15 protein-coding genes and 1 other RNA gene are annotated in these 21,988 nt (G+C 35.6%); 1 reads left to right on the top strand and 15 read right to left on the bottom strand.

Features of this window, described 5'->3' with window-relative positions; genetic code table 11:
• Positions 1–472: 472 nt before the first annotated feature.
• The 15 genes from FG384_RS09730 to secG form a co-directional block, all read right to left on the bottom strand.
• Positions 473–2,482, bottom strand: coding sequence for an N-acetylmuramoyl-L-alanine amidase family protein (locus tag FG384_RS09730; RefSeq protein WP_142642411.1), 2,010 nt, complete (start codon positions 2,480–2,482; stop codon positions 473–475).
• 196 nt (positions 2,483–2,678) lie between these two features.
• Positions 2,679–4,106, bottom strand: coding sequence for a hypothetical protein (locus tag FG384_RS09735; protein ID WP_142642412.1), 1,428 nt, complete (start codon positions 4,104–4,106; stop codon positions 2,679–2,681).
• 54 nt (positions 4,107–4,160) lie between these two features.
• Positions 4,161–7,499 (bottom strand): DEAD/DEAH box helicase family protein, encoded by a 3,339-nt coding sequence (locus FG384_RS09740; protein WP_142642413.1) that lies wholly within the window; start codon positions 7,497–7,499, stop codon positions 4,161–4,163.
• Positions 7,500–7,525: 26 nt separating this feature from the next.
• On the bottom strand, positions 7,526–8,740 hold the full coding sequence (locus tag FG384_RS09745; protein WP_142642414.1) for a restriction endonuclease subunit S: 1,215 nt from the start codon (positions 8,738–8,740) through the stop codon (positions 7,526–7,528).
• 3 nt (positions 8,741–8,743) lie between these two features.
• Positions 8,744–10,234 carry a type I restriction-modification system subunit M gene (locus FG384_RS09750; protein ID WP_142642415.1) on the bottom strand — a complete coding sequence of 497 codons (1,491 nt, stop codon included), beginning with the start codon at positions 10,232–10,234 and terminating at the stop codon, positions 8,744–8,746.
• A gap of 54 nt (positions 10,235–10,288) precedes the next feature.
• Entirely contained in the window at positions 10,289–12,094 is a 1,806-nt protein-coding gene (locus FG384_RS09755; protein ID WP_142642416.1) for an N-6 DNA methylase, read from the bottom strand.
• A gap of 73 nt (positions 12,095–12,167) precedes the next feature.
• On the bottom strand, positions 12,168–12,956 hold the full coding sequence (locus tag FG384_RS09760) for a hypothetical protein (RefSeq protein ID WP_142642417.1): 789 nt from the start codon (positions 12,954–12,956) through the stop codon (positions 12,168–12,170).
• Between the two features lie 222 nt (positions 12,957–13,178).
• Positions 13,179–13,553 carry a hypothetical protein gene (locus FG384_RS09765; RefSeq protein ID WP_205961775.1) on the bottom strand — a complete coding sequence of 125 codons (375 nt, stop codon included), beginning with the start codon at positions 13,551–13,553 and terminating at the stop codon, positions 13,179–13,181.
• An 83-nt stretch (positions 13,554–13,636) separates the two neighbouring features.
• Positions 13,637–14,476 carry a GIY-YIG nuclease family protein gene (locus FG384_RS09770; RefSeq protein WP_142642418.1) on the bottom strand — a complete coding sequence of 280 codons (840 nt, stop codon included), beginning with the start codon at positions 14,474–14,476 and terminating at the stop codon, positions 13,637–13,639.
• 170 nt (positions 14,477–14,646) lie between these two features.
• Positions 14,647–14,925: an HNH endonuclease gene (locus FG384_RS09775; RefSeq protein WP_205961776.1), complete on the bottom strand. Its 279-nt coding sequence runs from the start codon at positions 14,923–14,925 to the stop codon at positions 14,647–14,649.
• A gap of 185 nt (positions 14,926–15,110) precedes the next feature.
• Positions 15,111–15,464: a transfer-messenger RNA gene (gene ssrA, locus FG384_RS09780) on the bottom strand.
• A gap of 93 nt (positions 15,465–15,557) precedes the next feature.
• A complete protein-coding gene (gene smpB, locus FG384_RS09785; RefSeq protein WP_142642420.1) occupies positions 15,558–16,025 on the bottom strand; it encodes an SsrA-binding protein SmpB in 468 nt (155 codons plus the stop codon).
• Between the two features lie 45 nt (positions 16,026–16,070).
• A complete protein-coding gene (rnr, locus tag FG384_RS09790; protein ID WP_142642421.1) occupies positions 16,071–18,374 on the bottom strand; it encodes a ribonuclease R in 2,304 nt (767 codons plus the stop codon).
• A gap of 42 nt (positions 18,375–18,416) precedes the next feature.
• A complete protein-coding gene (locus FG384_RS09795) occupies positions 18,417–19,163 on the bottom strand; it encodes an alpha/beta hydrolase (RefSeq protein ID WP_142642422.1) in 747 nt (248 codons plus the stop codon).
• 211 nt (positions 19,164–19,374) lie between these two features.
• On the bottom strand, positions 19,375–19,602 hold the full coding sequence (gene secG, locus FG384_RS09800) for a preprotein translocase subunit SecG (protein WP_142642423.1): 228 nt from the start codon (positions 19,600–19,602) through the stop codon (positions 19,375–19,377).
• 194 nt (positions 19,603–19,796) lie between these two features.
• Between secG and FG384_RS09805 the strand changes: the two genes are divergently transcribed.
• A complete protein-coding gene (locus FG384_RS09805; protein ID WP_142642424.1) occupies positions 19,797–21,335 on the top strand; it encodes a hypothetical protein in 1,539 nt (512 codons plus the stop codon).
• Positions 21,336–21,988 lie beyond the last annotated feature (653 nt).

The following is a 21,988-nucleotide window of genomic DNA, read 5'->3' on the forward strand; positions in this document are numbered from 1 at the left end:
ATAAAAATTTTCGAACCCATTCATTTTTCCAAGGCTTGTGGCGGAGAGTTTTATCGTGTTTTACTCACGAATTTCACGAAATCATTATTCCAAACTGAGCGGGAAACTCATACATAGTTATTTTAAAAATGAAGTGAATATTATGGGGTTACACTTATAATAACTCCAACCAAGCAACCGCTTCGCAATGTGCGGAGTGTATATGGCAACACATGTGGTGCTGGTGGGTTTATTAATCATTGTAATACTTTTAGGAGGATAAGTTTTAACTCTCCTCAATTCTTGTCGAAACTGAACATTCTTGTATACCAATTGCTAAATATCAATTTCGTATTCTACTTAAAATGGTGACGAAACCAAATTTATAAAGAAGGGTGTCACCAATATTTTATAGAAAAGCTACTCTTTTGTTCAACTTTCACTAGCACTTTTAAACAATCCGTAATCAGTAAAAAAATCACTCGTAACAACACTATACATTTGCAAAAAACTCCTTAGTAGCAATTTCAACGCCTTCGATCAATTCAGAATCGTCTATTTTCGAACGTTGTTTAATTATTTGTTCTACTGCATCTTCCACTATATTTTCTCTAGCATATCTGCGACTACCTAAATCGTAGCTTGCTTTATACATATCTTTTAGTTTAGATTCCAACGACTTATTAAACACGATTTCTTGAATTTCCGTAAATTCAGCATCCGTCATACTAATTGACATTACTATATCAATATACTCTTCTTTTAATTGAGCAAACATTTCGATTCTGTCATCTTGAATGAAATGGTCAATGACTTTCTTAGAACCAACCGTTCCGACGATTCCACCAGCAACTCCGGCAAATGCCCCCACTACAGTACCGACAACATTTCCCGCACCAGGAATTACGGAGCCTAACAAGGCGCCCGCACCTGCACTTGCACCAACTGCTGCCAGAAAACCACCTCCTGCCACTAGAGTATTCTTTAATAACTGTTGACTTGAAATTCTTCCTGTGAGCGAATTGAAGATATTAGGCACCATAACTATACCGAATGAAATAACCATACCAGAACGTTTAGCCACTGTTTCCGCCATGATTTTTTTACCCGTTTGTGAAGCGATCCTAGCAGTCATAATTTTTGTAATTTGCTGCGATCCCGCATAAACTACCGTTCCCATTACTAAAGTTTTAGTTCCAGCTTTTGCTGCCATAACAGCAGCGTCTTTTGTTTCAGCACCAGACCATTTTGCTTGTGCGAACACAATAGCAAAACTTATTCCTGAAACTGGCAAGGATTGAACAACTCCGTCAAGTGCATCGTATTTTAATGAAGTAAGATTGCCACCCTTAGCAATCAGTTTAGACTCTGTCCAAGTAACCTGTCCTTTTCTAATTATCTTGTAAGCATCTTTTGGATTTGAATGTTCTGGAACTTTCCCTTCACCTATTTTCCCTTTCATTAGTTCAATCGCTTCATTATATTGATCCTTAGGAACTTCTAGTTGCATACCACCATATTTGTATTCTCCTCCATCTACTTTTGACTTAAACGCAGCGTTTACAGAGTTTCTTGCACTAGATAAATATTTTGTTTGAATTCTTGTTGAACCAACAACACGATCAGCACCATCCTTAGCATTGCCTTGCCCAACTCTTTGTACTTTCAAAAACGGATGCTTAATTTTGTCTATTAAATCATTTGCATATTCAGCAGCAAATCCATGTCCTTGAGGATTGTTAACAATCCCATTTAAAACTTCCTCATGAAAGTGTGAATCAACATTAGCATAAACCGTCCCCATTGCACCTATTGATAAAGGAATAGCACCCGGTGTTGTCATCAAGTTTTTTTCATATTTATCAAAATCAACTTGGATCTTTTCTTTGATGATGCCTGTTTCAATATCATTTGTATATCCAGTATTAATAAGCGAGTTGATAGTTAGCACTAATGCTAGAGCGTATTGTTCATTACCATCTATGTGAAGCTTTTGAATTTTCCTTCTGAAATAGTAGAACTTAATTACCTTTTGTTCTGGAATATATTTAACTTTCCAAAGACCTGCAAATGGAAAAAATTCCGAAGTTATTGTACCCTTTTCCTTTTTCCCCTTTTTCTTATCTTGCTCAACTATTTGATAGCTTGCAAAAATCCCCTCTTGAGCTAGTAAGATACCATACTCTTTAAATTCCAGTTCTTCTTTGCTTCTGATTGGAGAGTAGCCGTAAAATTCAAGGTCGTTAGCATCAATAGCTTTCCTGAAAGTAGAATCACTATTTACAAACCATTTTGCACGACCGTAAGGAAGCTTTTCGCCAGAAAGCGAAAAAGACTGATGGGCAATATTATTGAGCTTATTACGTACAACATCAGGATCATAATTGTGAATTCCTTCAATTTTCTTTTTCCATCCTCTAAACTGAATTTCGGTTATTATCTTTTCATAGTTTATTGCACCAACAACTGCTAATGCAATAACTCCTATTATTACTATTGACATATCAACATCTCCAAATCGATAAAATAATTTATTTTATCTATATACATTCAATAAAAAGAGAACGAACTCCTCTATTCGGAATCCGTTCATAGATTATATTATGCTAACTTCAACCAAGCGACAGCCTCACAATGTGGTGAGTGCTGGTCATGGTACAGACATTAAATATAGATGTAGTAGAATCACCTATTTTAAGCTATAAAAGTTTCAATAATGGTTCAGACAACCTTTTGAACTTTGCATCCAACTCAATTTTATCAATGGGACCTGTAAATTCTAAAATCAAATCAATTAGTTCTTGAGCAGATTTAGAAGTGACTTTAGCTTTAAGTAAGCTAACCATTTTAAAATACTGATCTTTTCGTAATCTACTATTGCTAATTAAAGCCTTGATACGTTTATCAAAAATAGTTAAAATAGCCTTCAAGGCCATCTCATTGTTAAACTTCGCCAATAATTCTTGATATACCGGTTCCGCATTCCAAGTAATACCACTACCATTACTTAGAAAAACTTCCACCAAAGATTCTATATACTTATTTTTAATCGTATCAGGGATTTCACCTTCACCAATTAACCTTTTCATTTCTCTTGCAAAAGCTGGTTCGGAATAAAAATTATTCAAACCTCTATGTGCTATTAATAATTCATCTAAAGCCGTATCAATTTCTGTAGCTCTAATTTTTTCAGGTATATAAGATTGACCCTCAACAATTTCTAAAAATTCACGAGCAAGTTTCTCTTCTTCCACAAAGTTGTTAACTGAGTACTTCCCATATTTTATACCGATAGTATGACGCTGCTCTTCATTTGTAAAGCCCCATAAGTATGGGAGTATCAACTTAATATTATCTCTAACCTGTTCAGAAGTACTTTTTCTTGTATATATACCAAAGAAACCTGATAAAAGATTATTGATTTGATCGTTAGTTAATGTATCAAAAAAAGTTCCTATAACTTTGGCATTGTCGGCAGTTAATGTATTTGTTTTTACATTGGACAATAATTTTCGAATTTCTAAAGTTACGTTAGAGAGGGGTAGTGATATCACTTCGTTAATACACGTTTCAAGCCATGAAATTAATTGTAATCCTGTTATTTCTACTTGATTAGGATGCGCTGCACTACCCCAATTCCGCATATATTTTATATAATCTAAATGCTGAAATCCTACATCTGAAATTAACCCAATTTCTTTCGCACCATAAATTAATTCCGCATCACTTAGTTTCTCTAAATCTTCTTCATCTACTAAACTTTTGCGCTTTTCTGGGCTGGCAACGGCTGTATCATAAAAATAACCTAAATCATATTGCGCTACTCTCCGTCGCAACTCTTGAATCGTTTCATTCCATAGATAGTTTAAAGCTGCATCAAATAACCCTGCACTCGAAGCTGCTATAAATTTTGAAATATAATTTGATGTACTTTTAACTTCAGTGGGTAAATTTATTAATGCATTATCAACATTTGAAAATACTACAATTCGTTGTGGAACTGCAGTTAAAACATTTTCAGTAGGCAGATTATTGAATTCTAAAAAACTTTTCAAAGATGTTTCATATGATGAAATATTTTCTTTAACAGTCAATGAAGCACTACCGGATAATTGTAATTCACTCATAATATCCCTTCCTTTACTCCTTAAATAATATCAAAATAATATTTTCTATTTTAATTAAGATATATCCTCCGCATTCCGATTTATTCGATCAATAATATCCAAAATCCCGCGCGCTTTTGGCAGCTGGTCTTTGAACACTACCATTATCCCACCTACTGAACTAAACGGGTCTTGCTGTAATGCTTGGCGCTCTAGTGTACCGTTTTTCACGATGTAATCAATGATAATCTCGACGAACTGCGTTTGTTGGAGATTTAGATTTTGCTCTGAAATAAACGCTGAAAATGCCTCAATAGCTGCTTGGCGGTCTAGCCCTACTACTTTACGAACAAGCTTTGTTACTGGTGTATCACCGTAGTCTTTTTCGTACTGCTCTTTTGAACCAAGCTCCGTCCACAAGATTTGTTCTAAATATGCAACATCCTGCTGCGTTAAAGATTTATTATTCCGTAGCTTGTAAATTGCAAGTGTATCTTCGTGCTGATGCTCTTTTAAGTAATGCTCGACCTTTTTGCGATAGCTTTGGAGGTCATTGACGTTTAAAATAGAAGCATTTTCGGCAACAGTCATTACTTCATCTTGGAAATCGGTATAGTAGATTTTCTGATTTGAGCGTTCGATATAACGAATTAAATCACGCATTGCCACACGTACTTTTTCTAAATCTGCTAACGAAGCTGTTTCCCAAAACTCTGTTGTTCGCACTTGATCGATGACATCTTTTTGCTCTAATACTTGCGGAATTGTACCTAGCTTTGAAAGTGCTTCAGCTGTATCTACAACACGTCGAATTGGTTTCGTTGCGTTATTTGATTGCAAGCTTGCTATTTCAATCGTCAGCATTAAAAGGTCAAAGCGTTTTGCTAATTCATCATCTTCAATCGGTACAATTAACGAGGAAATGTTTTCTTTTACTTCATTTGTTTGTACGACTGATAACGCCTGCCAGCTAGCCTCATTTTGATATTTATGGACATATTGTAAATACTGACGCACACGGAAGTTTTCATCATTTAAAGCACGGACATCCGATAAAATCTCTTTCAACAACTGCTCACGATATGAAATGAATGGCACTTCTTGATACTGTAGCGACTGCAATTCGCGCACAATATCAACTTTCGAATTAAATAGCTTTTCTGTTAATGTTTGGGTATTTTTTGTTTGTTCCCCTTTTTCGTTCTCACGGAAATACTCAAAGTTTCTTAAATAGTCAAAAATCAAAAAGTACTCCTTATCCATCCCCGGGCCGAATAAATCTTTACGTAGGCGTGTACCTCGACCAATCATTTGCCAGAATTTCGTTTTCGAGCGTACCTTTTTGAAGAACACTAAATTCAAGACATCTGGCACATCAATTCCTGTATCTAACATATCTACTGAAATAGCAATTTGTGGCATTTTGTCCGTTGTTGAAAAATCATCAATTAACGATTGATAATATTCCACGCTATAATCGATTACTTCCGCAAAATTGCCTCCGTATTCAGGGAATTTCAAGTCAAAACGCTCTTTAATAGCCATTGCGTGCTTATGGTTTTTCGCAAAGAGTATCGTCTTCCCTAATTTGTCTCCACCTTCAACCTTCAAGCCATGTTCCATTAAGTCATTTAATACTTGATCGATTGTATTTTTGTTAAACACAAAGTTGTTAATGGCTGAGCTATCAATATCTTTTACTTGCGGATCGTCTTCGAAAATTTCATCAAACTCTTCTTTTTCGTCTTCTGATAAGTCCTCATAGCGAATACCATCATCTAAAATTTTCATCGTTGTTTCACGCGTACGATAATCGACTAAATATTCGTCCTCTACGGCTTTTGATAATTCATAGGCAAAGGTTGGCACACAATTTTCCAAATCGAAAATCGTATACGTATTTTTGTCTAGCTCATCTTTTGGTGTTGCGGTTAAGCCGACAAGCATCCCATCAAAATAATCAAAAATACTCTTATACTTTTGATAAATCGAACGGTGCGATTCATCGATAATAATCAAATCAAAATGGCCGACTGTAAATAAACGATTACCATCTTTACTCTTTACTTCATCGATGGCATTCATCATCGTTGGATACGTAGAAAATACCATACGAGCGGCTTCAGGATCTGATTTTTTCTCTACCATATTGCTTAACGTCAAATTTGGTAGCAATGTATTAAAGTTACGAAACGCTTGTTTTACTAAAGAAGTACGGTCTGCGAGGAATAGCACATTTTTAATCCAATGGTTATTCGTTAATACATCGACTAACGAAATGGCAGTTCGTGTTTTACCGCTACCCGTTGCCATTACAAGTAGCCCTTTACGTTGGTTATTGCTAAACGTATCGCAAATCGCTAAAATCGCCTCTTTTTGATAGTAGCGGTTTGTAATGTTGTCGTTAATGTTGATATTTGTTAACGGCTGTTTTAATTGACTACGGTCGATTAACAATTGCAGCTCATCTTGTGTATAAAAACCCGATACTTTTCTAGCAGCGTAATTATCATCCCAAATAAACGTTTCAAAGCCATTTGTATAGAAAATAATCGGTCGTAATCCTTGTGCTTGCTCTATACAATCCGCATATAACTTCGCTTGATTACGCCCTTCTTTCGGATCACGTGATGTACGTTTCGCTTCGACAACGGCTAAAATTTTGCCACTTTTTCCGCGCAATACATAATCGACAAAACCTTCACCTTTTACGTTCGGCATACCTGCTACAGGATACTCTAGTTCAACATTTTTGCCGATTTCCCAGCCTGCTAATTTTAAATCTAAGTCGATATAGCGTTTACGTGTTTCGAATTCCGATATCGTATCAACATCAAAATCATAATCTTCCTGTGCTTCTACTCTATTTGCAGTTAACAGCTCTCGAAGCTCTTCGTTTTGCTTACGTAATTCTTCGAGTGATTGGTCCTTTGCACTTAGCTTTTCATATAAATTACTTAATTCCTCAGGACGCTCTCGTTTGTAATCTGCGTCGTATAGTAACGCTTCATTAAAATCAGTCGCCGTATATTCCTCTGCGTAGCAATAATCTATCCACGAAACAAATTGATGTAAATTATGAAGAGAAAGTACTGCCTCATCACGCGTAATCGCAACATTCGTATGTACAGCTGCATTACCAAGCTTCACGACATATTTCATCATTGGTAAAAGTTCTTCATCTATAATCCCTAGAAAGTGGCGATCATGAATTAAACTTGAAAGATTGTCTTGATACGGAACTTTTACATCGTTATCAAACTGATACACCCACTTAACCGCAAGCTCCAACGCACGACGCGACAAAATCGCAACCGTCGCAGGGCTTACTTGCATAGCCTTTTCCGCTTCAAAACAGGCATTGGCAAAGCTATTAAAGGTTTGTTTATCTTTTATAAAATCGAAGTTCAACATTTACTCATCTCCTTTGTGAGTTAGGGTTATTGTTCGTAGAATAGCTCTCCTTTGAAGGCTTGTTGGAGTAATGAATTGAGCAAACATTCCATTTCAGCAAGGGATTTTTGATTATAACTTTTAATTTTCTTTATCTCCTCCATCTTGTTAACAAAAATTAATTGTTTATCTATCGGTGGAACTATTATCTTAAATTCTTTTATAATCCCTACATTAATTATACCCATAGTACCACCATGAGCATTATTTGAAATTTGCTGTAGTGTTGTAGGAAGGGACATTAAATACTTAAAGAAATAGGGATTCACCTTATTAGATTCAAGAGATATTTTCATTAAACGTGGATTTATGATTCCTGGTTCAAAATCATTTGGTACTACACTTAATTTACCAAATGTACCAACTAAGCTTATTAATATATCCCCCGGTTTAATGCTACAATTAATTAATTCTTGATACTTCTTTTCATCTATATAATAATCTCCGTATGACAACTCATCTCTTATTACTTGCTCCTGACCATAAATTTTATAGCCTTCTTTTACATAAAATTCTTTTTTCAAAGCAGATCCAAAAGGTCCTGCTTTTATAGCATGTTTCTTACCATCAGATAGATATTCGATTTTTTGCTTTTCAAAATTACTTTTAATGTTATCCCCAAACATCTCTAAAAACAAACTTTGTGTTAATTCATCTAATGCTATGATTTGGGATTGACGTTTTATTACTAGCAATTTTGCTTGATTAAGAATTCGGACAATTTTATTTTGTATATTTTTTTCAGGAACTTTAATAACTAAATCCCCAATATCTTTTAAAGAGAGGTTAAGTTGAGCTACTCCTTGTTTTCTCTTTTCAAACTGTTTTATTACAAAATCAGATTTCAAAAAATATAACAAATATGGAATACTTACTACATCACCTTTCAACCTAATAATTGCCAAGGCTTGATTTGTATTAGCTGGTAATATTTCTTTTGTTACTACCGCAACTTTACCAATTGCACCTGCAATGGAAAACAGAATATCATTTTCTTTCAACTTAGAACGTTTAAGTTTTTCATTACATTCTTCTGAAATATGTTCCAATTTATTACTTTTAAAAGTGCCGCTTTCATCTATCGACTCAATTTTAACAAAATTAATTCCTGTACTTTGAAATGCATAACCTAATGTTGTTGGTGTCGTACCCTTAGTTATTAATTCCGTAATTTCTGATAGCTTAATATCTTTAAATTTCACTACTTAGCCCTCCAACATCATTTCAAGTTCTTTTAAACCTTGTTGAATTTCATGTTCAAGTTTATTAATTTCCGTTAAAATTACAGTCGAACTTTCATAACTTACTTCCTCATACTCAATCTCTTTATACTTATTAATCGATAAGTCATATCCTTGTTCACGAATTTCATTAACTGATACAAAGAATGATTGTTCTGTTCGTTTACGGTCAACTTCACCTTGTAGGTTACCGAAACGTGCAATAATATCCTCTGTATCATTCACTTCAATTGGTGCGCGTTTATCATCTAATGAGTACCCATCCGCTTTCATATCATAAAACCATACGTTATCCGTTCCACCTGTACCTGTTTTCGTGAAAATTATAATACCCGTTGAAACTCCAGCATATGGCTTGAATACACCACTAGGCATAGAAATGATCGCTTCTAATTTATTGTTATCGATAATTTCTTTACGAATCGCTTTATGGGCATTTGAGCTACCGAATAATACTCCATCTGGTACGATAACGGCTGCACGTCCACCAGCTTTTAACGTACGCAAAATAAGCGATAAGAATAACAACTCTGTTTTCTTCGTTTTCGCTACTTTTAATAAGTCATTTGATACTGCTTCGTAGTCCAATGAACCTTTAAATGGTGGATTCGCTAATACTAATGTATATTTATCTGCATCTTTATTTCCCTCAGATAATGAATCACGGTAATCTATATTTGGCGCATCCACCCCATGTAGCATCATATTCATCGCACCAATACGTAACATCGTCGTATCCATGTCGTTTCCGAAAAACATGTCATTATGGAAATGTTCGTTTAAGCCTTGCACTAAAAATAAGTCTTTATAATTTTTACGCAAATATTCACTCGCTGAAACGAGGAAGCCTGCTGAACCCATTGCCGGATCGATAATTGTATCCTCTGGTGATGGTTTCATTAATTCCACAATCATATTGATAATATGGCGCGGTGTTCGGAATTGACCGTTTGTACCTGACGTTTGCAGCTTAGATAATAAATACTCGTAAATGTCCCCTTGTGTATCACGGTCTTCCATTGGGATACTATCTAGTGCTGTTACAACCTTTTGTAATGTTGCTGGCTTGTTAATTTGAAACATTGCATCTTTCATGTACTTTGAAAAAGCCGATTCCTCTTTACCACCTAATGTTTTGATGAACGGGAAAATTGTGTTCACCATTACTTCATACATATCTTGTGCAGGTAAATTTTTAAACTGTGTCCAGCGCATCATTGCCCAGTGTCGCTTTTGCATATCTGTAAAGTCTGCTGGTATTTCTGAGAAAATGCCTTTATAGTCAAGCCCTAAAAACACTGCTTCATTTTCTTTAGTCAATTCACCTTCATCTAAGCCTTTAATGAATAGTAAATATGTTAATTGTTCAATGTTTGTTAACGGATTTGTATTTCCTTCCGTCCATAACGTTGTCCAAATATTATCGATTTTATTTTTAATTTCACCTGTAATCATATTTCCATAACCTCCATGTAGAATATTGCCTTGGTTGACACCATTTCTTATTGTCTATTTTAATGTAAATGTTTGTCCAATGCCCATTTGTTTATAAGCATGTAGTTTCGATTCCTGCAATTGTGTCAAAATCTCGTCTAATTTCTGTTTCAGCTCAAGTTGCTGTTGCTTGTATTCATTCACGATTTCCTGCTGTTGTTCTAACAGCAATTGTGGAATCATGAACCCTTCAATATCCTTCGTCGATAAATTCAAGATAGTCGAACCCGTTAGATTGTTTTGCATAATGAATTGCATTAACGGCGATTCCAAATATAACTTCAAAAATGTTGGATCAAAATCAGCTTTGCAACGAATCCCAATGAAGTTTTGCGATAGCAATACATCTTTTCGTTCGCTTTCAAACATTGCTAACTTTAGCTGCCCGCGAATCGAAAGAACAATGTCGCCATTTTGAAGGGTGTAATTATCTAGTTTCACTCGGCCACCTAGCTCATAGCGTGTTAAACCAGCTTCTTGAATTTCACCATCCACAATATCCGAAATTTTCAGTAGCGCTACATTACCATTCACATTTTCATCTTTCGGTAGTGCATTATAACCGCGGTAAATCGTTGCAATATCCTCTAATCGTAATGTTTTCACCTTATCAAATGCTGGCAAGTCAATTTCAACTAAGCCATAAGAGTCTAGTACAATTTCATTTTCAAACACATAACGACTTGGTAATAATTCATAGTCTATTAATTCCTGCGTAGCAACTATTTTCGAAATGCTTTTCACTTCTTTGCGCTCTGATAAAATTGAAATAATCTCAGCAAGTCCATCTTTTGTAAGCGAAGTTTTTCTACGAATAGATTCTGATAATGTAGCCGCATTAATAAATAAAATAGTTCCTTTTGCTTGCTCACTTTTTGCTTTATTCACTAAAACTAAGACCGATGAAATGCCTGTTGCCGGCGCATAAAAGCCCCCTGGGAACTCAATAACCGCTTCAATTACATCTTTCGTCGCTAAGCGCTCACGAATTTTTTCATCTGCACCACCACGGGATAATGCTCCTGTCGTAAAGTAAAATGCCCCTTTACCACGCTCACTTAAAGTTTGAACCCCTGCAACTAAGTACCCTAAATCCGCATTCATTTTTGACGGAACACCAAAATAGTTAAAGCGCGAATCGAACTTCAATTGCTCCATTTCTTGAGAATTCGGTTTATAGCCAAAGCGCGGTGTGTCGTAAACATAATCAAATTTTTGATTTTCAAAAGCCGGCTTAAATAAAATATTTCCGAGCTTAATGTCAGTATTTTTATAGCCTGCTAAATGCAAACGAATTTCCGCAATGGCTAAATCGTTGAGTGCAAAATCTTGCGCATAGATTGAGACATTTTCTTTCTCTCCTAGTAACTCAGTCATTTCAAACCCTTTTCCAATTCGACCGCTAAATACTGTTTCATTTTGTTGTACATCGAAATAGCTTTTTACAATCGCTGTTTGTGTTGAATCGGCTTTTAAAACACCAGACTTTTCCTCTACTTGTTGTACGAACCAATCAAATACTTCAAGTGCTTTATTTACCTCAAGCGCCTTGGCAACCTCTAAAATTAAATCAATTATAAAGCTAGACATTAGTTTTGAAGAAAGTACAATTACCACGCTATTCAATTGTTCTTTTGTCATACTGCTATAACCTAATTGCGAAATTTGATATTCTAATGCTTCAAACACATTTGCTGAATTGGCAATACCTCGCAGAATGCTCGTATCGCCAATTGCAACTATTGCTTTCGCTACTTCATATGTTTCCTGTAACGGTAAATTACCTCTTGTTTTATCAATAAAGCTGTATAGATCTTTCATAATTAAGTAAACCTACTTCCTTGCATTATTTTGCATACACGATTATAGTATTTTCAATACTATCTTACTGCCTTTAAAAATTAAATGCAACCTTCTTTTCATATTGTTGCATCATCCATTGTACTAATTGTTTATACTGTTTGTTTATTACAAATTGCTTTGGTTCCGTTGCCTGTTTCACAAATATCTGTTCTTTGATAGCTCGAATTTCTTTAGCGTGCTGCTGTAATCTTTCTGCCATTTTCAACGTATCTTGATGAATTCGATCCATATCCCAATCATTACCGACCGCTCGGATTTCTGCTTTTGTGTTTCCTTGGTATAACACTTCCCATTGATAGTTTAATGAAAGTTCGTGCATAAACAGCTGTTGAATCATCTCAAACCATGCTCCATAATATTCCCCAATCACTTGAAATCTCGGCGAATTTTTATAATGGCCATTGCAACCAGATACAACTCGAATTCCAGCTAAATTTGCAGCCTTTACAAATGCGGCCATGTTATATTCAAGTTTAAGTGCATCTAATCGAACATCGAAACGATGATTGTGAAAATATCGCCAATTTGTTTGTTGCATTGCAAATGGAATACAATAAGGTTGTCCACCAAATTTAGCTACTTTGCTATAAAAACTAAGCGGTAACTTATTCACAAGGATTTCAATTGAATTTTGTCCCTTTACTACACAAGGTACAGCTAACTTATTTATAATTGCAACTGCTTCGACCAGATCGTTTTTACTGCTTGATTGTAAAAATTCAATATGTCCATTACACTTTTTCACTTGGAAACCTCTTGACTGTAGTGCGTCAGTACAAATCGTCGCTGCATCTTGTAACTTAAAATCAATAAAATTCATCTTACATTCCGCCTTTCATGATTCAGTATGTTTTGTTAAGTTAATAGTAATACATAAAGTTAGTATTGTAAATAGTTAATTTAAATATATTTTTTATTTCTTTTAAAAAATTTACCTACTCATCCTCTTTAACTTGGTAGTAAACGTATTTAATACACTTTTAATCAATCCATCATCTCAATTCATTACACTTTGCACCTGGTGCAAAAGCAATTCTGACAATTACCCACTATTTAAAAAGCTGTGCTGAAAATTCCAATAAAAATCGGATTTTCGGCACAGCCGTTTTTTACTAGCCTCTTCCTCACGTTTACGAGCTGCCTCTTCACGTGCTTCGCGCTCAATACGAACCACTTCAGATTCTTCATATAACTCTATTAAAATCTCTCCAAGCCTGGATTCGATCTTTAAGTTATCTGTATCTCTAAAATATTTGCCCTTACGAATACTTACTCTGAGCCTTCCATTGAAAACATAGTCATATTTACGTATCTTTGGTTCTGATGCCCAAGAACGACGACGTTTAGCATCTTCGTAAACAATTAAAGTTTGTGCTTCTTGCTTTGAAATTTCATGTTTGATTGTAAGCGGGAACATAAAAGAAAAACCTCATTTACTTATGGTACGGTTCACCGTTACTAATTCTAAATTATTTTGATTATAGAAATTAACTATACCAACTAATTCAATTCTTTTATACTCTTACCATAAGTATCCTTCCATTCAATCAACCCATTCGCGCTTCTCCCCAGTACAATTTCTGCTGCTGTTGATGGACTAGAGAATAATAGGTCTTCCATCACTACATATTCATCATTTATGATTTGAACTTTCTTCGAATCAATTAATTCATTTCTTTTAGCCGTTAAACGCTCTGAATATGAATTTACAATGCTAATCGCAATTCTGGAACCTTGTAAAACTACAAATCCTTCTTGTGTTTGAATTCCTTGGGCTTTCGCACCACGAGCTCCTTTTAAATACAAAAGTTCACTGTCATTTGAGTCCGAGGTATCTTTAATCTCTACAAATAATTTATGACCTAAAGTATTTACCATCATTACTAAATTACTAATAAATTCATCCATTTCCGCACGATCAGCTTCCGATATAGCGGGCATTGGCGGGATGTTTCCATTCAATACATCATAACGATTTGCAGCTTTAGCTTTTTCATATAATTTATTTTCAATATACTTTATATGAGCTTTGTTTAAGTTCTCGTCTTTGCTAATAAATACAATCACTTCGTTCCAAAAATCTTTTTCACGTAAATGACTTTGTAATCGTGTATAAACTTCCTCAGCTTCTCCTATGTAAACCGCTTCTTTGTCATCGTGGTTTCTTCCAAACAACATATAAACACCAGTAGAATTCAAGTTAGGTCGATCACCACATTTTTTCACTTCAGTTCGAGGTATTCTGTATGCTAAACCTGTCCAATTTGATAACTCACAAGTAAGTCTTCCACTTGGATCACCATCGATTAAAAACATTTTAATTGTTTTTCCGAAAGTCATTTCAATCATCCCTTACATAAATTATTATCAGTATCATTATAATAAAAAATATCCACCCTATTGTTAAAAATAAAAGGCTGTATATTTTAAATACTTGAGGGCTATGAATTTTCGTAACTTCACAAAACTACTTTATTTTGTGACTGAATACCTGACACATCACAATAATATTACCACACTTCTTGTAACGGATTATCAAAACCAGCTTTCTTCATCATCTTTAAACGGTCTTCAGGATCATCTACAATATGTGCTTTTTTATGACACACAACACATAATGCCACACAGTTTTCAATAGTATCCAGGCCACCTTGAGATAAAAATTTGATATGATGACATTCTAAATATGGTTTACCATTTTTATCATTAAAATGTGCAGGCTGTTCGTACAGTTCGCAAACACCATTTGCTCTTTTCTTTACAAAGGCACTTACATAAGGGTTTGCCATGCTTACGCTTTCTATTAGACAAATAAAAAACCTCCCATTCATTTTGATTAGAAGGTCTACGAACTGTTCAAATATGTCATTTTTCCATAGGGATTAGAAAAGGGATATTGCCCAAGAGTTCAACTCCCGTTCAATATCCCTAGTCTGTTAAATCGTTGATATGACCACGTTTGCAGCCACTTTATGTATGGAGACGGCGGGATTTGAACCCGCGTCCAGAAACTCTAACACTTAAGCTTCTACGCGTGTATCTTGCCTATTTAGGTTTCGCGTAGCATTATGCCGACAAGCGGGCGTCCTGTACGCTAACTTGAGAGTCTCTTGTTGGTAGCTCAAGTGGCACTACCAACCGTATCCCACTAAAGTTGAGCTCTACCTAGCCACATGGGCGATGGATAGATAAAGCAGATCCGAGCTTACGCTGCGAATGCTAAGTTGTTGTTTGTTTTGCCTGTTATTATAAGGTCCGTTTTTACGGAGCCGAGCCTCCGACGCGCAACTCAAGCTCAGACTATCCCTGTCGAATCCATAACGTCCCCGTTTATGGAATAATGTAAGCTTTGTTACATAGCTAACTATACATCAAATTAGGTCAAATTTCAAGTGAGACATTCTACCAGTGTTGGTTACCCTTATTGGTTACGCTCTTTGAATGCTCTTTCAATATCTCGTTTTGCTTCTTTTTTCTTCAAGACATCGCGTTTATCGTAGTCTTTCTTCCCTTTTCCGATTCCGATTAATACTTTTGCATAGCCATTTTTGACATACATTTTTAGAGGTACAATCGTGTAACCTTCTCTCTTTGTTTCACCAATTAAACTGCTAATCTGCTTTTTATGTAAAAGTAATTTTCTGGATCGTAAAGGGTCGTGATTGAAGCGGTTTCCTTGTTCGTATGGACTTATATGCATATTGGAAATCCAAGCTTCGTTATTTCGTATGCGCACAAAGGCGTCCTTCAATTGAACTTTTCCGTTGCGGATGGATTTGATTTCTGTACCTTGTAGCACAATCCCAGCTTCAATTGTTTCTTCTATAAAGTAATCATGGCCCGCTTTTTTGTTCTGTGCAAGCACTTTATCATCATGCTTTTTTGCCACACTATTCACCTCGCAAATACTTGGAAGGAGCGATAAATCGCTCCTTTATTTTTTCTTACGTTTTCTTCTTTGTTGTTTTTTTGCAACTGCTTCGTAAAATTTCTTTTTCTGTTTTACTTCTTTTTTCGGACCTGGGTTCGATTTTTCTCTTCTTGGAGAGCCTTCTTTTTTCTTCGCGTGGATAACTTTCGGTGTTTCTTTTCTAGTTCGATGGAATGCTTTTTTCATTCCTACGATTTCGAAGTCAATTGCAGATTCTTCTGGTTTTACTTCCGAAACACGAACCGTTACTTCATCTCCGATTCGGAATTGTTTTCCGGCACGCTCGCCGATCATCATCATTTGGCGATCATCAAAACGATAATAATCGTCGGTCATATTCATGACGTGAACGAGTCCTTCTATCGTATTCGGTAGCTCGATAAACATACCAAAGTTTGTAATAGAGCTTACGATACCTTCGAATTCTTCTCCAATTTTATCTGCCATGTATTGTGCTTTTTTCAGTGCATCTGTATCGCGTTCAGCATCTACTGCACGTCTTTCACGCTTAGACGTATGCTCCGCAATTTCATCGATGATTGCGCCCCAGTGATTAATAGTAGTTTGTGACACATCTCCATTTACTAAATACGTGCGAATTAATCGATGAACAATTAAATCAGGATAACGGCGAATTGGAGATGTAAAATGCGTATAATATTCTGTCGATAGACCAAAATGTCCTAAGCAATCAGAATAATATTTTGCTTGTTGAAGCGATCTTAATAACATCGTTGAAATGACAGGTTCTTCGGGCATTCCTTCAATATTTTCAATTATTTCTTGTAGTGCTTTCGGGTGTATATCGTTACCAGTACCTTTTACAACAAGTCCGAAATTCGTTAAAAACTCGAAGAAGCGTTGTAATTTTTCAGGTTTTGGGTCTTCATGGATACGATAAATAAACGGAACATCCATCCATTTAAAATGCTCTGCTACCGTTTCGTTTGCAGCTAACATAAATTCTTCAATTAGACGCTCTGCGACTGTACGCTCGCGTATTGCAACATCTGTTGGCCAGCCATTATCGTCTACTAAAATTTTTGCTTCAGGGAAGTCAAAATCGATTGAACCACGATTTTTGCGTTTTTCTCTTAATATAGCTGCTAACTCTGCCATCAGTTCAAACATTGGAACTAAATCTTCATAACGCTCCATTAATGCTGCATCTTTTTCTTCCAAAATTTTATACACGTCAGAATAAGTCATTCTCTCTGTTGTTCTAATAACACTTTGGAATATTTCATGCGACTTAACCATACCAGAACTATCAATAACCATTTCACAAGACAATGTTAAACGATCAACTTGTGGGTTCAATGAGCATATGCCATTTGATAGTCGGTGCGGAATCATTGGAATAACACGATCTGCTAAATATACACTTGTTCCTCGTTCATAAGCTTCACGGTCAAGAGGGGATTCTTCTGTTACATAGTGACTTACGTCCGCGATATGTACACCAAGTTTATACGTCCCATCTGGTAACTTAGTAACGGTAACTGCATCGTCTAAGTCTTTTGCATCTGCTCCATCAATTGTGACAATTACTTCTTCCCGTAAATCTCTACGATCGTCTAAATCTTTTTCATCAATTTTATCTGGAACAGATTCTGCTTGATTGATTACTTCTTCAGGAAAGTCAATCGTAATGCCATGCTTGTAAATAATCGACAATATATCGACACCTGGATCATTTTTATGCCCTAGAATTTTCGTAACTATTCCAGTTGCAGACTTTCTTTCATTTGGCCAATCCGTAATTTCTACTATTACTTTATGACCTTCAATTGCTCCAAGTGTATCACCTTTAGCAACAAATACGTCCATCGGAACTTTTTTATCATCCGGAATGACAAAGCCGAATCCTTTATTATCCTGGAATGTTCCTACTACTTGGGAAATCCCTCTTTCTGTAATTTTAATGATTGAACCTTCTCTTCGATCACCGGAAGTTACTTGGGAAACTCGAACAAGTACTTTATCTCCATTCACTGCACCATTTACTTCAGTCGGCGGGATAAAAATATCATCCATACCGTCTTCTTCCGGTGCAACGAATCCAAAACCTTTGGCATGCCCGATAAATTTTCCTACGATTAAGTTCATTCTTGCTGGAACACCATATCGATTTGATCTAGAACGAACAATTAATCCCTTATCTTCCATTTGAACAAGTGTTTTCACTAATTCTTTAAACTCTTCTGCATACTCAAATTGAAAATGCTCTTCAATTTCTTTCGTCGTTAATGGTTCATATTCATCGGATCGCATTAATTCGAGTAGTGATTCTTTTAAATTTTCCATGTTACATCCCTCCTTTTTCAGCGTGTGCACATTTGGATTGTTTTACACATTCCAATCGAGTGACTCTAAAAAGTTTAATATATCTTTATGCAATGTTTCTTTTTCTGAACCAAGTGTAATGACATGACCCGAGTTTTCATACCATTTAATACTTTTCTCTATAGACTCTGCTTCATCATAAATAATGTTAGCAGAATTTATATCTATAACTGTATCCTTTTCACCTTGTGTTACGAATAACGGAGCATATATTTGATCCACATTATCTCGAACATTATAAACAAATTCTCTTAGTTCCGATAAAGTTTCCATAGGTGTTTGACGAATTGCTTCTACTTCTTCTTCTATTTGTTGTTCTGTTTTTCCTTCATACTTCTTATATTCTCTTGCATATTTAAGTACGCCTTCAAACATGACATCTGTCGTTTTCATTGTCATTGGCGAACACATCGTAACAATCCCCTTTACAGGAACTGTATACCCTAATTTTAATGAAAATACTCCTCCAAGGGACAATCCTGCTACTGCAATTTCCTCATAGCCTTCAGCCTTTAAACGATCATAGGCGCGCATGACATCTTTCCACCAATCGGTTGGACCAGTTTCAAGCAGTTCTTCGGGTGGTACTCCATGTCCTTTATAGTGTGGAGCTAAAGAAGTATATCCATTTTTCTCTAAAAATCGTCCGAGCATTCGAACATCAGACGAATTGCCTGTAAAACCATGAAGAAGTAAGACAGCACGCTTCCCTGCTTCAAAGAAGAACGGTTTTGGTGTTGATATTCGCATGTAAAAAATACCTCCGATCAAATTTACCATGGCGTTTGGACACCCAGATTCACTACTTCAACTAGCTATCTTCCGAAAATAGTTCATCGGATTATTTAATCTGTGGTGTCTAAAACTCTATCCTTATTATGCATTATAACCAAATGCATGCTGAATTAGGTAAAAAAAACGCCTAACCAATCAGAAGTTGGTCAGGCGGTTCACAACTGTTTTAAAATTTTGTAACAGCAATAGTTAATACAAAAAATAACACTGCAAGTACAATCGTTACTCTATGTAATACAAGGTCCATGCCTCGAGCTTTTTGTTTTCCAAAAAGTTGCTCAGCTCCACCAGAGATGGCTCCTGAAAGACCTGCACTTTTCCCTGATTGTAACAACACAACAACGATTAATGCGAGCGATACGATGACAAGTAAAATCAATAACAACGCATGCATTTGTTCCACCTCCTGATAAGAACGTTCACAACAATATTAATTTTACCAAAAACAACTAGAAGTTACAACAGTCTTACAAGAATATAATACACTTTAAATAATATAATTTTGAGTATATTTCTACTATCTTATGTAAAAAAGAGGATTTTAATAGAGGTATATTGAATTAGAGTAAGTGCAAAGGAGGATACATCTTGAAAAACAAACTTATATTTATTAGCTTCTTTATTGTGTTAAGTATAATCGGATACCTTTATTGGTCTACACTTCAAGAACAAATTGAACTTCCATCAAAACAATGGAGTCGTTCCATTCCAGGTGATTCGATTGAGGGCAATTTTTCTAAGCTTCAAAGTTTACCAGAAGAAAATGGTTATACGATAAGCTTACTAGATTTCAAGAAACTTGTTGTTTTATCTTGTGACAACGACATGAAGTGTGAAGAGAATCGTACGATCGAATCATTAAACACATATAAAGACAGTTGGAGCAATCAAACGGACTCCTATTTTATAAGAGATGGCACCCTTATACATTCGAATGTTTCATCGGGAGAAATAGAAATCGCAAACAATGTTGTAAATTTTTCTAAAACAGGTGATACACTTGTTTACTGGACGGAAGATCATAATATCGTCGTTCTAAATAGTCCGCTATCTTCTGAAAAGCAACAGTTCAAATTCGATGAGCCCGTATCTTATGCTACTAGCTTGGAAAATCAAATCTTTATAGTAACAGAAAACAAGGAAGAAGAGTTATATACATTATATAATCTAGCAGATGGAGTATCTCAACTCTTTCAATTCAATATAAGTTCTCAAGATATTCTTTCGTCTATACATATTTTCCAACAAACAGAAGATAGTTATACCTTAGTATTAGACAAAAAAATAATAGCAGGTGGGTCAAGCACCAAAATTATCGAATCAGCAACATTTGATCTTTCTTTGAATCAATCACCTACCTTTACCAAACTATCATTTATTGAAAGTCAAACAGGTCTAAAGTTAAAAAACATTCAATTTCCGAGTTTTTATCAAGGACAACATGGACCGCTTATTACGTTTTCATCAACATTCTATGATCAATTTGGAGAAAAAGTTAGTAAAATCTTTGTTGCTAATTTCACAGGTAATACGATTCAAGCGAATGCTGTGACGAAACCGGGAAGCCGTTATGAACGTTCTGTTCTTTTAAATGAACAAACTGTTGCTTATTTTAAAATGAAAGGAGCAAATCGATATCTTCAATATTCTTCTTCAGATGAAGTAATAAAACAAGATACGAATAGAATAATGGAAGGAGATTATAAAGCAGCAAGTTATGCATTGTTAACTAAGTTCTTCAATGGCTTTCTACTTATTCTCTTTTCATTTGCTTGGATCATTCCTACTTTACTCGTTTCGTATGGATCGATGTTTTTATTGGATAAAATGAAATTTGCTCGTACTTATCAAACTGCATTTATTGTTCATCTTATTGCTTTACTCAGTCTCCAAATGTATTTCTTATATCGATTTACTTCTATTGAAAATATAGTAAATAGTATTCCTTTTATTACGGAAAACTGGCATTTTGCATTGTTATTAATTATTTCTAGCATTCTTTCAGCAGTTCCATTATTTATTCTACGTTATAAGATATCTGAAGATAATTTTAATACGTGTGTACTCTATACAACGTTTATGAATTTGGGTATTTTATTCCTCTTAATTGGACCTTATATTATTTAATTTCTGTCTACAAAAGGTATCGAGAAGTCTCCTTCTCGATACCTTTTGTCATTCTAGAAAAATCGTTGAAATAGGCGACACTCCTGCGGGAATAGCGTTCGTCGAAGACCCCACAGCGTAGCGAGGAGGCTGAGGCAACGCCCGCGGAAAGGGAGCCGTTTCAACGATTTTCTTATTTACTGGAATATTAGACAACCTCATATAGCAAAGTCGAACTATAAGGATTTCTTCATTTCTAGTAAATCGTTGAAATAGACGACACTCCTGCGGGAATAGCGTTCGTCGAAGACCCCGCAGCGTAGCGAGGAGACTGAGGCAACGCCGCGGAAAGGGAGCCGTTTCAACGATTTTCATATTAATTGGTTTATTGGACAGCCTCATATAGCAAAGTCGAATTATAAGGACTTCTTCATTTCTAGAAAATCGTTGAAAAAGGCGACACTCCTGCGGGAATAGCGTTCGTCGAAGACCCCACAGCGTAGCGAGGAGGCTGAGGCAACGCCGCGGAAAGGGAGCCGTTTCAACGATTTTCATATTAATTGGTTTATTGGACAGCCTCATATAGCAAAGTCGAATTATAAGGACTTCTTCATTTCTAGAAAATCGTTGAAAAAGGCGACACTCCTGCGGGAATAGCGTTCGTCGAAGACCCC

This window comes from Psychrobacillus vulpis (assembly GCF_006861825.1).
Classification (GTDB): domain Bacteria; phylum Bacillota; class Bacilli; order Bacillales_A; family Planococcaceae; genus Psychrobacillus; species Psychrobacillus vulpis.

What these genes read in the sequence shown, in the direction of transcription:
- FG384_RS09730 (WP_142642411.1), bottom strand. Translation starts at nt 2,482, where the DNA reads ATGTCAATAGTAATAATAGGAGTTATTGCATTAGCAGTTGTTGGTGCA.
- FG384_RS09735 (WP_142642412.1), bottom strand. Translation starts at nt 4,106, where the DNA reads ATGAGTGAATTACAATTATCCGGTAGTGCTTCATTGACTGTTAAAGAA.
- FG384_RS09740 (WP_142642413.1), bottom strand. Translation starts at nt 7,499, where the DNA reads ATGTTGAACTTCGATTTTATAAAAGATAAACAAACCTTTAATAGCTTT.
- FG384_RS09750 (WP_142642415.1), bottom strand. Translation starts at nt 10,234, where the DNA reads ATGATTACAGGTGAAATTAAAAATAAAATCGATAATATTTGGACAACG.
- FG384_RS09755 (WP_142642416.1), bottom strand. Translation starts at nt 12,094, where the DNA reads ATGAAAGATCTATACAGCTTTATTGATAAAACAAGAGGTAATTTACCG.
- FG384_RS09760 (WP_142642417.1), bottom strand. Translation starts at nt 12,956, where the DNA reads ATGAATTTTATTGATTTTAAGTTACAAGATGCAGCGACGATTTGTACT.
- FG384_RS09765 (WP_205961775.1), bottom strand. Translation starts at nt 13,553, where the DNA reads ATGTTCCCGCTTACAATCAAACATGAAATTTCAAAGCAAGAAGCACAA.
- FG384_RS09770 (WP_142642418.1), bottom strand. Translation starts at nt 14,476, where the DNA reads ATGACTTTCGGAAAAACAATTAAAATGTTTTTAATCGATGGTGATCCA.
- FG384_RS09775 (WP_205961776.1), bottom strand. Translation starts at nt 14,925, where the DNA reads ATGGCAAACCCTTATGTAAGTGCCTTTGTAAAGAAAAGAGCAAATGGT.
- rnr (WP_142642421.1), bottom strand. Translation starts at nt 18,374, where the DNA reads ATGGAAAATTTAAAAGAATCACTACTCGAATTAATGCGATCCGATGAA.
- FG384_RS09795 (WP_142642422.1), bottom strand. Translation starts at nt 19,163, where the DNA reads ATGCGAATATCAACACCAAAACCGTTCTTCTTTGAAGCAGGGAAGCGT.
- secG (WP_142642423.1), bottom strand. Translation starts at nt 19,602, where the DNA reads ATGCATGCGTTGTTATTGATTTTACTTGTCATCGTATCGCTCGCATTA.